Genomic DNA, 12,752 nt, shown 5'->3' on the forward strand with positions numbered 1-12,752 from the left:
AGGTACGCACCGCTGATGTTCAGAAAAATCCTCATCGCCAACCGCGGCGAGATCGCGCTGCGCATCCTGCGCGCCTGCAAGGAGCTGGGCATCGCGACGGTGGCGGTGCATTCCACCGCCGATGCCGACGCCATGCATGTGCGCCTCGCCGACGAGAGCGTGTGCATCGGCCCGCCGCCGGCCCGCGAGAGCTATCTCAACATCCCCTCGCTGCTCGCGGCCTGCGAGATCACCGGGGCGGATGCGGTGCATCCGGGCTACGGCTTTCTCGCCGAGAATGCACGCTTCGCCGAGATCCTCGCCGACCACAACATCCACTTCATCGGCCCCAAGGCGGAACACATCCGCATCATGGGCGACAAGATCGAGGCCAAGAAGACGGCGCAGTCCCTCGGCATCCCCGTTGTGCCGGGCTCCGATGGCGGCATCCACTCGGACGAGGAGGCGCACCGCGTCGCGGCCGGGATCGGCTTTCCGGTTCTGGTGAAGGCGGCCGCCGGTGGTGGCGGGCGTGGCATGAAGGTGGCGATGACCGCCGACGACTTGTCGCAGGCCCTCTCCACGGCCCGCACCGAGGCCAAGGCTGCCTTCGGCGACGATGCGGTCTATCTGGAGAAGTATCTCTCCACCCCGCGCCACATCGAGGTGCAGGTGCTGGGCGACGGCAAGGGCCACGCCATCCACCTCGGCGAGCGCGACTGCTCGCTCCAGCGCCGCCATCAGAAGGTGTGGGAAGAGGCCCCGTCTCCGGTCATCACCGCCGCCCAGCGGGCGGAGATCGGCGAGACCTGCGCCGCTGCCATGCGCAAGCTCGGCTATCTGGGCGTCGGGACCATCGAGTTCCTGTACGAGAATGACCGCTTCTACTTCATCGAGATGAACACCCGCATTCAGGTGGAGCATCCGGTGACGGAGATGGTGACCGGCATCGACCTCATTAACGAGCAGATCCGCGTCGCCGCCGGAGAGCCTCTCACGCTCCAGCAGAGCGATGTGGTGATGGAAGGCCACGCCATCGAGTGCCGCGTGAACGCCGAGCACCCGACCACCTTCCGCCCGTCGCCCGGCAAGATCACGCACTACCATGTGCCCGGCGGCCTCGGCATCCGCGTGGATTCCAACGCCTATCAGGGCTACGTCATCCCGCCCACCTACGACAGCCTCGTCGGTAAGCTCATCGTTCACGGCAAGACGCGCGACGAGTGCCTGCGCCGCCTGCGCCGGGCCCTGGACGAGTTCGTGGTGGACGGCATCGACACCACCCTGCCGCTGTTCCGCACGCTGGTGCGCACCCGCGACGTCGCCGAGGGCCAGTACGACATCCACTGGCTGGAGCATTTCCTGGCCGAGGGCGAGGGCAAGTCCGTCGGCTGAGCCAAGGCTTCCGACGCCCCGCATGAAAAAGCCCGGCCAAGTGCCGGGCTTTTTGTCTGGAGAGGTGCGTATCGCTCAGCCGAACTTGGCCGCCCGCTTGAGCTGGGAGGCGGCCGTCGCCAGCTCGCGGACCTTGCCAAAGTCACCGGCGCGGATTGCGTCGCTCGGCACGACCCAGGAGCCGCCAACCGCTACCACGTTGGGCAAAGCGAGATAGTCGCCCGCATTCGCCGGGCCGATCCCCCCGGTCGGGCAGAAGCGCAGGTGGGGCAGTGGGCCGGCGATCGACTTCAGGAAGGCCGCGCCGCCCGAGGCCTCCGCCGGGAAGAACTTCAGCACCTCGAAACCCAGTTCCGCCAGCCGCATGGCCTCGGAGGCCGTGGCGCAGCCCGCCATGACGGGGATCGGCGTCTCGGTGAAGGCAGAGGCCAGCTCCGGCGTCGTGCCGGGGCTGACGAGGAAGGTGGCGCCCGCCGCGATGGTGGCGTCGATCTGCGCGTGATTGATGACCGTGCCCGCGCCGGCGATGGCGCCCTCCACCTCGGCCGCGATCAGCCGCAGCGCCTCCAGCGCAACCGGCGTGCGCAGCGTGACCTCGATGAGCGGCAGACCGCCCTCCACCAGCGCGCGGGCGAGCGGCACGGCATCCTCAAGGCGCTCGATGACCACGACCGGCACCACCGGGGCCTTGGCGACGAAGGAAAGCGGGCTCGGAAGGCTCATGGGATATCTCCTCTAAATCGGTTGAAGCGCAGTCCGGCTGCCATGTCGAGCCCCAATCGCCCGGATCATCCCACGTCGAAGGTCACGCCCTGTGCCAGCGGCAGGCTCGAGCCGTAATTGATGGTGTTGGTGGCGCGGCGCATGTAGGCCTTCCAACTGTCGGATCCGGCCTCGCGTCCGCCGCCGGTCTCCTTCTCGCCGCCGAACGCGCCGCCGATCTCCGCGCCCGAGGGGCCGATGTTCACGTTCGCGATGCCGCAATCCGAACCTGCCGCCGAGAGAAAGCGCTCAGCCTCGCGCAGGTCCGTGGTGAAGATGGCGGACGCGAGCCCCTGTGGCACCTCGTTGTTGAGGCGGATGGCATCGGCGAGGTCGGAGTAGCGCAGCACATAGAGAATGGGCGCGAAGGTCTCCGCCGCCACCGTGTCCGTCTGCGCGGGCATCTCCACCAGCGCCGGGCGAACATAATAGCCATCGAGCGCGAATTCGGCCCCCAGCCGCTCCCCGCCAGTGACGACCCCGCCCACCGCGCGCGCGGCTTCCAGAGCCACCTGCATGGCCTCGAACGCGCCGGCATCGATGAGCGGACCCACCAGCGTGCCCTCGGCGCGGGGATCGCCCACGCTGACAGAGGCGTAGGCCGACTTCAGCCGGGGCAGGAGCGCGTCATACACGCTGTCGTGCACCATCAGCCGCCGCAGAGTGGTGCAGCGCTGGCCGGCGGTGCCCATGGCCGCGAAGGCGACCGCACGCAGCGTCAGATCGAGGTCCGCCGAGGGGCAGACGATGGCGGCGTTGTTGCCGCCGAGTTCCAGGATTGCCCGTCCGAAGCGCTGCGCCACGCGTGGCCCCACATGGCGGCCCATGGCGCTTGAGCCGGTGGCGGAGATGACGGGCACGCGCGGGTCATCCACCAGCGCCTCGCCGGCCGCGCGGCCCCCCAGCACGAGGGTGGAGAGCCCCTCCGGCACACCACCGAACCGGACGGCGGCGCGGGCGAAGATGGCGTCCACGGCAAGGGCGGTGAGCGGTGTCTTCTCCGACGGCTTCCACACGACGGAATTGCCGCAGACGAGGGCCAGCGCGGCGTTCCATGCCCACACCGCCACGGGGAAATTGAAGGCGGAGATGACGCCCACGACTCCCATGGGGTGCCAGGTCTCCATCATCCGGTGATCCGGCCGCTCGGTGGCGATGGTGAGGCCATGGAGCTGACGGGAGAGGCCGGTGGCGAAATCGCAGATGTCGATCATCTCCTGCACCTCGCCGAGGCCCTCGGAGGTGATCTTGCCGGCCTCCAGCGTCACCAGCGCGGCGAGGTCCGCCTTGGCGGCGCGCAGTTCCTCGCCGAACAGGCGTACGAGTTCACCCCGTCGCGGCGCAGGCACTATGCGCCATTCCAGAAAGGCGGAATGCGCGCGGCCGATGGCGTCCTGAACCGCTGGAGCGTCCATGTCAGCCACGCGGGCGATGACTTCCCCGGTCAATGGCGTCACCGCCTCCCGCGTACCCGTGAGGCGATCATCCGAGATGCCGAGCCGGGCGAGCAAAGCATCCGCATCCGCTGAGATTTCGCCGGTGACGGGAAAGCGCGCCATGGTCGTCTCCTCATTATCGTTTGGCCTGTTCTAGCCGTCCCGAGCGGCGGCGGGAACCATCGTGCGCGGGCGAGGGTTGGGGCGGGAGGAACCGAGGCGCACCCGTGCGCCTCACCATCGCGCGGAGGAAGGAACATGCCCCACGCCAACGACGCCAGCCCCACCAACGCCCAGCCCGGCCAGGCGGCCAACGCGGTTCAGGGTCTCTCCGACACTGAGCTGGACCGCATCCGCTGGCGCGCCCATGCGCTCTGGCGGGAGGATGGCTGTCAGCAGGGTCGCGACCGGGAATACTGGGAGCGCGCGGAGCTGGAGGTCCTGAAAGGTCGGCGCTCTTACTGATGGAGGCTTCAAATGCCTGCAAAATCAAAGGCTCAGCAGATGGCGGCGGGCGCCGCTCTCTCCGCCAAGCGGGGTGAGCGCAAGACATCGTCGCTCAAGGGCGCGTCTCGCGAGATGGTGGACACCATGAGCGAGAAAGAGCTTCATGACCTTGCCGCGACCAAGCAGAAGGGCAAGCCCTCCCATGTCTCCAAAGACTGACCGGTAGGACGCATGGCGCCGCGTGCCTTCTGGAAGGGCTATCTGAAGCTCTCCCTGGTGACCTGCCGGGTGGCCATGACGCCGGCCACATCGGAGCGGGAGAAGGTGCGCTTTCACACGCTGAACCGGGAAACGGGCAACCGCATCGTTTCCCGCTACGTGGACGAGAGCTCCGGCAAGCCCGTGTCCGAGGCCGACGAGGGGCGCGGCTACCAGACCGGCGACGACAGCTATGTGCTTGTCGAAGATGAAGAACTCGACGATATCGCGCTGGAGACCACGCGCACCATCGACATCGAGAGCTTCGTCCCCCGCAACACCATCGGCTGGGTCTATCTCGACAAGCCCCATTACCTCGTGCCGGACGACGCCGTCGGCGCCGAGGCTTTCTCGGTGATCCGCTCGGCCATGGAGGACACCGGGACGGCGGCGCTGTCGCGCCTCGTGATGTACCGGCGCGAGCGGGGCGTGATGCTGGAGCCGCGCGGCAGCGGGCTCATTCTCTGGACGCTTCGTTATGGCGACGAGGTCCGCGAATTCGACGGCGCGCCGGAGGCCAGGGGGGCGCCGGACAAGGCGGCGCTGGGGTTGGTGAAGAAGCTGATTTCCGAGCGCACTCAAGCCTTTGAGCCGGAGATGGTGCACGATCCCGTGCAGGAGGGGCTGATGGATCTCATCGCCTCAAAGCGCAAGAAGCGTCCGGCGAAGAAGGTTACCAAGCCCGCTCCTGAGGCGCCAACGGGCGGCAATGTGGTGAGCATCATGGATGCGCTGCGCCGCAGCCTTTCGGCCGAGAAGGGCAAACGGAAATAGGGGCCGTTTACTCCGGCAGAGGCACTGCCGCCGCGCGGAAATCTCCCCAAGGGTCATGGCCGAGATTCATTAGTCGGGCCAAGGCGTTGCCCACGGTGAAGTGCTGCGGGCCGATGGCCTCCCCCAATTCCTCCCACGCCAGCGGCATGGACACCGGCGCACCGGGGCGCGCTCGCGTGGAGTACGGCGCCACCGCCGTCGCGCCGCGCTGGTTACGCAAATAATCTATAAGAATCCGGCCCTTACGTTTTGACTTGGTGATGGTGGCGACATAGCGCTCCGGGCTGTCGGCCGCCATCTCCTCCGCCATCTGCTTGGTGAAGGCCTTCAGCCGAGACCAATCGGCCTTGGGCTTCAGGGCGGCGCAGACGTGCAGGCCCTTGCCGCCGGAGGTTTTCAGAAAGGCGGAAAGGCCTTTTGATTCAAGCCGTTGCTGAACCTCCTCCGCCGCGGAGATTACGTCCCGCCAAGGCACGTCATCCCCGGGATCGAGGTCCATGGTGAGGAGGTCCGGCCGCTCCCAGTTCGCCAGCGTGGCGCCGAAAGGGTGGATTTCCAGGGCGGCTCCCTGGACCAGGGCGATCAGCCCGTCGAGGTCGCGGATGGCGAGGTAGGGGGCTTCGTCCTTTTCCTTGGGATCGGCGACCTGGAGGATGTTCTTGTCCAGCCCCTTCCACGGATGCTTCTGGAAAAACCGTTGTCCGTCAATGCCTTCCGGACAGCGCACCAATGCCAGCGGGCGGCCGGTCACGAACGGGGCCATGTACCGCCAGACCTGCGCATAATAGTCCGCGAGCCCTTCCTTGGTGAGGCCCACGTCCGGCCAGTAGACGCGATCGGGATGTGTGAGACGCACCCGGCGTTGGGGCGCGGCTGGGGCGGAAGTCTTTGTCTCTACAGGGGTTTCTCGGACGATATCGGTCGCCGGCTTGTCCTCCCTGAGGCCGCGGAAGGCGGCGTGGCGCAGGTGGCCGTCGCCGGTCCAGGCGCCGAATTCCACCTCCGCGACATGGAGCGGCTGGACGAAGATGACGCCCCGCGTCTCCTCCGCGGTCAGCTTGCCGGCGAAGGGAGAAACATCAGTCTTTTCAGAGGCTAGGAGCTTGTAGAGGTCGGCCGCCACGCGTTGGGTGAAGCCCGTTCCGACCCGTCCCACATGGCGCAGCTTGCCCTTCTCGAACACGCCCAGCACCAGCGAGCCGATGGCAGTGCGCGAGGTGGTGGACGGGACGAAGCCGCCGACCACAAATTCCTGTCTTTCCAGACACTTGGACTTGATCCAGTCACGGGACCGGCCGCTATGGTAGGGGGCATTCTTCAGCTTGGAGACCACCCCTTCGAGGCTCAGTCGGCAGGCGTGGGAGAGGACGAGCGCGCCGTCGTCCTCGAAATGGGCGCTGTAGCGCACCTTGTCCCCGTTTTCGCCCACCAGCTTTTCCAGCAAGTCCTTGCGATCCTTGAGGGGAAGGGGTGTCAGATCGTGGCCGTCGAGGTGGAGAAGATCGAAGACATAATAGACGAAGCGGTCGCTGCGGCCCTCCGAGAGATCGGCCTGAAGGGCGGAGAAATCGGTGGCGCCATTGCCGGATTCGACGACGATTTCACCGTCGAAAAGGCCGGTTCGGATGGGGAATCGGGTGAGTTCGGCAGGGATGCCGGTGCCGAATCGATCGGTCCAGTCGAGTCCGGTGCGGGTCAGGAGCCGCACCGCCGCGTTTTCGACCCGCGCCTGGATGCGGTAGCCGTCGAACTTGATCTCATGGAGGTATCTGGAACCGGCCGGGGCCTTGGTCGCCAGAGTGGCGAGGGCGGGTGGCACGAAGGCGGGCAGGGGGGCGTTCTTGGCGCCTTTCGGGAGAGCGAGGGACGCGGGCGTGCCGCTCTTCGCACCGGGCGTCTCCGGAGCGGCGCCGGTGGCCTTCGCGGGCGTCTTCCGCGTGCGCTTCGCGGCCGGTCGGGCTGCCGGCTTTTCAGCGCGCTTCCGGGGCGGCGGATCATCCGGTGAGAGGGCGGCCACGTCCCGGCCGGATACGACCGAGAGCGGCTCCTCCTCCAGGATGTCGGGCGCGTCCTCGGGGCGGGCGAAGGCGTCCTCGGCCTTGATGAGGAGCCAGTTCTCGTTCTTCTCCCCGTTGCGCGGCGCCATGCGCACCAGATGCCAGCGGCCGTGCAGCTTCTCGCCGTCGAGGGTGAATTCCATGTGGCCCTTGGCATAGGCCTTGTGCGGATCGCCGATGGGGGTCCAGGTGCCGCGATCCCAGATGATCACGTTGCCCCCGCCATACTGGCCCTTGGGGATGGTGCCCTCGAAGCCGCCGTAGTCCAGCGGGTGGTCCTCCACATGCACGGCGAGGCGCTTCTCGCCGGGCACGAGGCTGGGGCCGCGGGTGACGGCCCAGCTCTTCAGCACGCCGTCCATCTCCAGCCGGAAGTCATAGTGCAGGCGACGGGCCGCATGCTTCTGGATGACGAACACGCCTTCCGGTCGCATCGCCGCGCCTTTGCCCTTGCGCTTATCGGCGCCGGAGGGCTCGGGGGTGGCGGCGAAGTCGCGCTTGGCGCGGTAGCGGTCAAGGTCGGCCATGGGTCAGCTCGCCTCTCAGCTCGCCTTGCGGGTGGTCTTGCGGGATGGCGCTGGCTTTTCGGCGGCGGCGTTCTTGCCGGCCTTGGCTTTGGTCGGCGCTTTCTTGCCGCTGCCGGAAGCCTTCCCGCTCGCGCCCCCTGTCGCTTTGGCACTGGTGCGCTCTGTCGCCTTGGCGCTGGCGCGCAGGGCCTCAAGAAGGTCCACCACCTTCTCTTCCTTGCGCGGCGGGGCCTTCGGGAGGGGCTTGCCTTCCATCTTGGCGCGCACCAGCTCTGCCAAGGCGCTCTCGTAGCGGTCCTGATAGGCCATGGGGTCGAATGTGCCGGCCTTGGTCTTGATGATGTGGGTGGCGAGATCGCGCATCTCGGCGGTGATCTTCACCTCCGGCACGTCGGCGAACGCCTCCTGCGCCGAGCGCACCTCGTAATCGAAGGAGAGGGTGGAGGCGAGCAGCGCGCCGCCTTCCTCGGTCGGGCGGATGAGCAGCCGGCGCACGCGGCGGAACAGAAGCGCCTCGCCCAGCGCGGCGACCTTCTGGGCCGCCATCCCGCGCTTGAGGATTTCGAAAACCTCGGCGGCGGCCTCGTCCACCGGAGCCAGGAAATAAGGGCGGTCGAGATAGACCGTATCGATGCCATCGCAGGGCAGAAAGGCGTCGATGGAAATGGTCTTGTCGTTGTCCGGAAGAACAGCCGCCGCTTCTTCGGGCTCGATGGTGATGTATTCGCCCTTGGCGACTTCGTAGCCGCGCACCTGCGCGTCGTTTTCCACCGGCTCGCCGGTTTCCTCGTCCACATATTGCCGGCGCAGGCGGTGGCCGCTCTTGCGGCTGACCATGTGCAAACTGATGCGCTCGGACGTGGAGGCAGCCGCATAGAGCCCGACAGCGCAGCTCAGCGCGCCGACGGTGAGAAACCCCTTCCAGCTCGCCCGTGGCGCCATCTCGCCCCTCGTTGCAGGCTTCGTCTGTCAGAGCACACCCGCGCGGCGGCGGGGGCAAGGGAAAATGCCATCCCTTGAAGGACAGTCATGGCCCGGCTTGTCCGGGCCATCCACTCCGCCGCCAGAGCGGTGCCGGAGATCAAGGACTCGACCCGGTCGTCCCGTGGATCCCCCAGACAAGCCGGGGGATGACACCGGTGCAAATGGAGGCCGAGCCTCAACCGTGCAGCCGCCGCGCGTAGAAGGTCGCCAGCAGCCGGGCTTCGGCTTCGGACCCCGCGCGGATCGGCGCGGAAGCGTCATCCAGCACCCGCCACGTCCAGCGGCGGTCGTGGCAGTCGAGGCGCGCGACGGGCATGCCGTCGCAGATCAGCACCTCGCTGCCTGCCGCCTTTGCGCGCCATTCGAGGATCGGCTCTGAGCCCGGCGGCGCGTGGAAGAAGCTGCCGGCCTCGTGGAGGAAATGGCGGATGGGTCCGCGGCTCGCTGCATCGTGGTGCATCGAAGGTCTCCTTTGCAGAACCAAGTGGCCGCGCCGCCCTTTGGTTCCGTGCGGTCGCGGCAACGTCCTGTGCCCCCTGCGCCGTTGCGGCGCTTTGGCCGCTCTTGGTCTAGAAGAGGTTTCCGGAAGGGAGAGGCGGCATGATCGCGTTCTATGATGCGGGCGAGGTCGAGGCGGCGCTGACCTATGAGCGCCTCGTGCCGGCGCTCCGGGCGGCCTTCGCGGCGGCGGAGGTGGAATCGCCGGTGCGCGGTGTCCATCACGTCGGCACGGACGAGACGCCCGGCCGGCTCCTCACCATGGCGGCGTGGCGGCCCGGCGCGGTGTTCGGCGTGAAGCTGGTGAATGTGTTTCCCGCCAACGGCGCCAGGGGCCTCGGAGCGGTGCACGGGATCTATACCCTGTTCGACGGCACCACCGGCGTGCCCACCGCCGTCATCGAGGCGGATGCGCTCACCAACCGGCGGACGGCCGCGACCTCCGCGCTCGCCTCCACCTTCCTCTCGCGGATGGACAGCCAGACGCTGACGGTGGTCGGAACCGGCCATCTCGCCTTCCAGCTGGCGCAGGGCCATTGCGCCGTGCGGCCCATCCGCCGCGTGCTGGTGTGGGGCCGCGTGCCGGAGCGCGCCGCCGCCATGGCGGATCGGCTGAAGGCACTAGGCCTGCCGGCCGAGCCCGCGCCCGACCTGTCCGCCGCCGTCGCTGCCGCCGATATCATCACGAGCGCCACCACCTCCGACGTGCCGCTGGTGCTGGGGCGGGACGTGCGGCCGGGCACCCATGTTGACCTCGTGGGCGCCTTCACCCCCACCATGCGCGAGAGCGACGATGCGCTCATCCGCGCCAGCGATGTCTATGTGGACACTTATGCCGGCGCCCTCGGCGAGGCCGGCGACCTGCTGCTGCCGGCGGCGGCTGGGGTGTGGTCCACCGATCAGGTGAAGGCCGACCTCTACGAGCTATGCGCCGGCAGTAAGGAAGGGCGGACGGACGCGGACGCCATAACGGTCTTCAAGTCCGTGGGCGCGGCCATCGAGGATCTGGTGGCGGCCGAGCTGGTGGCGCGTCGGCGATAGGGCCGGCGGAGGGCCGGGAAAAGCCGGGCCCTCCGCCAATGGCTCAAGCGGGAAGAAAAGGCCCTCCGGTCCCGCCGGAGGGCGACGCTCAGGTGCCGCTCACTCCGCCGCGGCGGGCGGGGGAGGGGCGACTTCGGGAGCGGGCGTGTAGATCAGGCCGCCGCCGTCGCGGAACTTCTGGGCCATTTCGGCCATGCCCGCGGAGGCGAGGTTGTCGGCCTGGGCGCGGGCGATGTCGCCGGCTTCCAGCTTCAGCTCCTGCGAGATCTTCATGGAGCAGAACTTCGGCCCGCACATGGAGCAGAAGTGCGCCACCTTGGCCCCCTCGGCGGGGAGCGTCTCGTCGTGGAAGCGCTCGGCCGTCTCCGGGTCGAGCGAGAGCGCGAACTGGTCGCGCCAGCGGAAGCTGAAGCGGGCCCGGGAGAGCGCATCGTCACGGATGCGCGCCGCCGGGTGGCCCTTGGCGAGATCGGCGGCGTGGGCGGCGATCTTGTAGGAGATGACGCCGGTCTTCACGTCGTCGCGGTCGGGCAGGCCCAGATGCTCCTTCGGCGTGACGTAGCAGAGCATCGCCGTGCCGAACCAGCCGATCATCGCCGCGCCGATGGCGGAGGAGATGTGGTCGTAGCCGGGGGAGATGTCCGTCACCAGCGGGCCGAGGGTATAGAACGGCGCCTCGTGGCAGACCTTGAGCTGCTTCTCCACATTCTCGCGGATGAGGTGCAGCGGCACGTGGCCGGGGCCTTCGATCATCACCTGGCAATCATACTTCCAGGCGATCTCGGTGAGCTGGCCAAGGGTTTCAAGTTCCGCAAACTGCGCCGCGTCGTTGGCGTCCGCGATGGAGCCGGGGCGCAGGCCGTCGCCGAGGGAGAAGGAGACGTCATACTGGGCGAGGATCTCGCACAGCTCCTCGAAATGCTCGTAGAGGAAGCTCTCGCGGTGATGCGCGAGGCACCACTTGGCCATGATGGAGCCGCCGCGCGAGACGATGCCGGTGACGCGGTTGGCGGTGAGCGGCACGAAGGGCAGGCGCACGCCGGCGTGCACCGTCATGTAGTCCACGCCCTGCTCGGCCTGCTCGATGACCGTGTCGCGGAAGACTTCCCAGGTGAGATCCTCGGCGACGCCGTTCACCTTCTCCAGCGCCTGATAGAGCGGCACGGTGCCGATGGGCACCGGCGAGTTGCGCATGATCCATTCGCGGATGGTGTGGATGTTCTTGCCGGTGGACAGGTCCATCACCGTGTCGGCGCCCCAGCGGGTGGCCCACACCAGCTTGTCCACCTCCTCCGCCACGCCCGAGGTCACGGCGGAATTGCCGATATTGGCGTTGATCTTCACGAGGAAGTTCCGGCCGATGGCCATCGGCTCGGTTTCGGGGTGGTTGATGTTGTTGGGGATGATGGCGCGGCCGCGCGCCACTTCCTGCCGCACGAACTCGGGCGTGATCTCGGCGGGGATCGCCGCGCCGAGGCCCATGGCCTGATGGTGCGGATGGGCGCCGCCGTTCACCTTGGCGAGGTTCTCGCGGGCGGCGACATATTCCATCTCCGGCGTGATGATGCCGGCGCGGGCATAGGCCATCTGGGTCGGGCGCTTGCCCGCCTTGGCGCGGAGCGGCTTGCGGCCGGAAAGATCGAACTGCGGCAGGGTGGAGGACTGGCCGGCCTTCAGGCCATCGTCCTCGGGCCTGAAGGCCCGGCCGTCCACCTCTTCCACGTCACCGCGCTCGCGGATCCACTGGGCGCGCAGCTGCGGCAGGCCCTTGGTGAGGTCGATGACGGACTGCGGATCGGTATAGGGGCCGGAGGTGTCGTACACCTTCACCGGCGGCTCGGACGGATCGGACAGCCCGATCTCGCGCATGGCGACACGCACGTCCGGCCGGGTGGCGGACACGAACACCTTGCGGGAATGGGGCAGCGGCCCGGTGGTGACTTTCAGGGAGGACGTCGAGGCTTCGTCCAGCATTGCGGATCTCCGTTCAGCTTGCGCTTTCAACGAGAACCGGGGTGTGAGCTAGGAGACGGGTGCGGGACGACGCTGAGCGCCGGTAAGCACAAGTTCCGATCCCTTCGCCGGTATGACCCGGATCAGGTTCGAAGGGTCATCGCGGCGCCGCGGAAGATGAATTCCGCGAACTTGCGATATCTCAGCCCCTTCCGGGGCCCCCCTTGGAACAAGGCCACTGTGATGTATACGAAAGCCCAATGTCAACGCTGCACCGCAGCGAACGCATGGGGGACGGTCACGCCGATGACGGCGAGCGTTACGCCGCGATGTGGGCGTGGTGCAGGCCCACCCGCTCGTGACCGCGCGATGACATCCGCTCGTCCTTGGCCGACCGTTCATGCTTGCGCGGGCGGGCCTCGGCCTTGATCTGGCGGAGCGCCTCGTCGAGCCTCGTGAGGGCGTCGCTGGCGGCGTGCTCCTCGGCGCAGCTGGAACCGGCTTCCCACGCGGCCTCGTTGCGGAAGTCCTCGGCCTGCGCCAGCTGCGCCAGATAGGCGCGAACATCCATCAGCGCGGCCTGGAGGGTGGTCTGCTGGAGGGTGGTCTGGGAACTCATATCGTTTGCCCTTGATCGTCAA

Annotated in this window: 12 protein-coding genes and 1 riboswitch; of the genes, 5 read left to right on the plus strand and 7 right to left on the minus strand. The window is 67.8% G+C overall.

The window, feature by feature from the left end; all coding sequences use genetic code 11:
- The first annotated feature begins 15 nt into the window (after positions 1 to 15).
- Positions 16 to 1,374: an acetyl-CoA carboxylase biotin carboxylase subunit gene (accC, locus tag J2126_RS21265; protein ID WP_209488811.1), complete on the plus strand. Its 1,359-nt coding sequence runs from the start codon at positions 16 to 18 to the stop codon at positions 1,372 to 1,374.
- 75 nt (positions 1,375 to 1,449) lie between these two features.
- Here the strand turns inward: accC and eda are convergent, their stop codons facing one another.
- Both eda and amaB read right to left on the minus strand, forming a co-directional pair.
- Positions 1,450 to 2,097: a bifunctional 4-hydroxy-2-oxoglutarate aldolase/2-dehydro-3-deoxy-phosphogluconate aldolase gene (eda, locus tag J2126_RS21270; protein ID WP_209488812.1), complete on the minus strand. Its 648-nt coding sequence runs from the start codon at positions 2,095 to 2,097 to the stop codon at positions 1,450 to 1,452.
- 65 nt (positions 2,098 to 2,162) lie between these two features.
- On the minus strand, positions 2,163 to 3,695 hold the full coding sequence (gene amaB, locus J2126_RS21275) for an L-piperidine-6-carboxylate dehydrogenase (protein ID WP_209488813.1): 1,533 nt from the start codon (positions 3,693 to 3,695) through the stop codon (positions 2,163 to 2,165).
- Positions 3,696 to 3,830: 135 nt separating this feature from the next.
- Here amaB and J2126_RS21280 point away from each other — a divergent pair, with 135 nt between their 5' ends.
- Genes J2126_RS21280 through J2126_RS21290 form a run of 3 tightly spaced genes read left to right on the plus strand, consistent with a single transcriptional unit; the run spans position 3,831 to position 5,051 of the window.
- On the plus strand, positions 3,831 to 4,037 hold the full coding sequence (locus tag J2126_RS21280; protein ID WP_209488814.1) for a DUF2934 domain-containing protein: 207 nt from the start codon (positions 3,831 to 3,833) through the stop codon (positions 4,035 to 4,037).
- A 12-nt stretch (positions 4,038 to 4,049) separates the two neighbouring features.
- A complete protein-coding gene (locus tag J2126_RS21285) occupies positions 4,050 to 4,238 on the plus strand; it encodes a DUF3008 family protein (protein WP_209488815.1) in 189 nt (62 codons plus the stop codon).
- 12 nt (positions 4,239 to 4,250) lie between these two features.
- Positions 4,251 to 5,051, plus strand: coding sequence for a Ku protein (locus tag J2126_RS21290; RefSeq protein WP_209488816.1), 801 nt, complete (start codon positions 4,251 to 4,253; stop codon positions 5,049 to 5,051).
- A gap of 7 nt (positions 5,052 to 5,058) precedes the next feature.
- On the opposite strand, the gene ligD is transcribed toward J2126_RS21290, so the two are convergent.
- The 3 genes from ligD to J2126_RS21305 form a co-directional block, all read right to left on the minus strand.
- Positions 5,059 to 7,635: a DNA ligase D gene (gene ligD / locus J2126_RS21295; protein ID WP_209488817.1), complete on the minus strand. Its 2,577-nt coding sequence runs from the start codon at positions 7,633 to 7,635 to the stop codon at positions 5,059 to 5,061.
- Between the two features lie 15 nt (positions 7,636 to 7,650).
- Positions 7,651 to 8,577, minus strand: coding sequence for a Ku protein (locus tag J2126_RS21300; RefSeq protein ID WP_209488818.1), 927 nt, complete (start codon positions 8,575 to 8,577; stop codon positions 7,651 to 7,653).
- Between the two features lie 217 nt (positions 8,578 to 8,794).
- Positions 8,795 to 9,079 (minus strand): hypothetical protein, encoded by a 285-nt coding sequence (locus tag J2126_RS21305; RefSeq protein ID WP_209488819.1) that lies wholly within the window; start codon positions 9,077 to 9,079, stop codon positions 8,795 to 8,797.
- A 140-nt stretch (positions 9,080 to 9,219) separates the two neighbouring features.
- Between J2126_RS21305 and J2126_RS21310 the strand changes: the two genes are divergently transcribed.
- The gene (locus J2126_RS21310; RefSeq protein WP_209488820.1) at positions 9,220 to 10,158 is read left to right on the plus strand and encodes an ornithine cyclodeaminase family protein; all 939 of its coding nucleotides are present in this window, start codon (positions 9,220 to 9,222) and stop codon (positions 10,156 to 10,158) included.
- 99 nt (positions 10,159 to 10,257) lie between these two features.
- Here J2126_RS21310 and thiC read toward each other — a convergent pair whose 3' ends face one another.
- The gene (gene thiC / locus J2126_RS21315) at positions 10,258 to 12,132 is read right to left on the minus strand and encodes a phosphomethylpyrimidine synthase ThiC (RefSeq protein WP_209488821.1); all 1,875 of its coding nucleotides are present in this window, start codon (positions 12,130 to 12,132) and stop codon (positions 10,258 to 10,260) included.
- 81 nt (positions 12,133 to 12,213) lie between these two features.
- A riboswitch (TPP riboswitch) is annotated at positions 12,214 to 12,346 on the minus strand.
- An 84-nt stretch (positions 12,347 to 12,430) separates the two neighbouring features.
- A complete protein-coding gene (locus J2126_RS21320) occupies positions 12,431 to 12,730 on the minus strand; it encodes a hypothetical protein (RefSeq protein ID WP_209488822.1) in 300 nt (99 codons plus the stop codon).
- Positions 12,731 to 12,752 lie beyond the last annotated feature (22 nt).

The sequence above is a fragment of the Xanthobacter flavus genome (assembly GCF_017875275.1).
Lineage (GTDB): Bacteria > Pseudomonadota > Alphaproteobacteria > Rhizobiales > Xanthobacteraceae > Xanthobacter > Xanthobacter flavus_A.

Excerpts from the sequence above, each read along its gene's own strand:
- J2126_RS21310 (WP_209488820.1), top strand. The coding sequence starts at position 9,220 with ATGATCGCGTTCTATGATGCGGGCGAGGTCGAGGCGGCGCTGACCTAT.
- J2126_RS21320 (WP_209488822.1), bottom strand. The coding sequence starts at position 12,730 with ATGAGTTCCCAGACCACCCTCCAGCAGACCACCCTCCAGGCCGCGCTG.
- amaB (WP_209488813.1), bottom strand. The coding sequence starts at position 3,695 with ATGGCGCGCTTTCCCGTCACCGGCGAAATCTCAGCGGATGCGGATGCT.
- J2126_RS21285 (WP_209488815.1), top strand. The coding sequence starts at position 4,050 with ATGCCTGCAAAATCAAAGGCTCAGCAGATGGCGGCGGGCGCCGCTCTC.
- J2126_RS21300 (WP_209488818.1), bottom strand. The coding sequence starts at position 8,577 with ATGGCGCCACGGGCGAGCTGGAAGGGGTTTCTCACCGTCGGCGCGCTG.
- J2126_RS21280 (WP_209488814.1), top strand. The coding sequence starts at position 3,831 with ATGCCCCACGCCAACGACGCCAGCCCCACCAACGCCCAGCCCGGCCAG.
- eda (WP_209488812.1), bottom strand. The coding sequence starts at position 2,097 with ATGAGCCTTCCGAGCCCGCTTTCCTTCGTCGCCAAGGCCCCGGTGGTG.
- thiC (WP_209488821.1), bottom strand. The coding sequence starts at position 12,132 with ATGCTGGACGAAGCCTCGACGTCCTCCCTGAAAGTCACCACCGGGCCG.
- J2126_RS21305 (WP_209488819.1), bottom strand. The coding sequence starts at position 9,079 with ATGCACCACGATGCAGCGAGCCGCGGACCCATCCGCCATTTCCTCCAC.
- accC (WP_209488811.1), top strand. The coding sequence starts at position 16 with ATGTTCAGAAAAATCCTCATCGCCAACCGCGGCGAGATCGCGCTGCGC.
- ligD (WP_209488817.1), bottom strand. The coding sequence starts at position 7,635 with ATGGCCGACCTTGACCGCTACCGCGCCAAGCGCGACTTCGCCGCCACC.
- J2126_RS21290 (WP_209488816.1), top strand. The coding sequence starts at position 4,251 with ATGGCGCCGCGTGCCTTCTGGAAGGGCTATCTGAAGCTCTCCCTGGTG.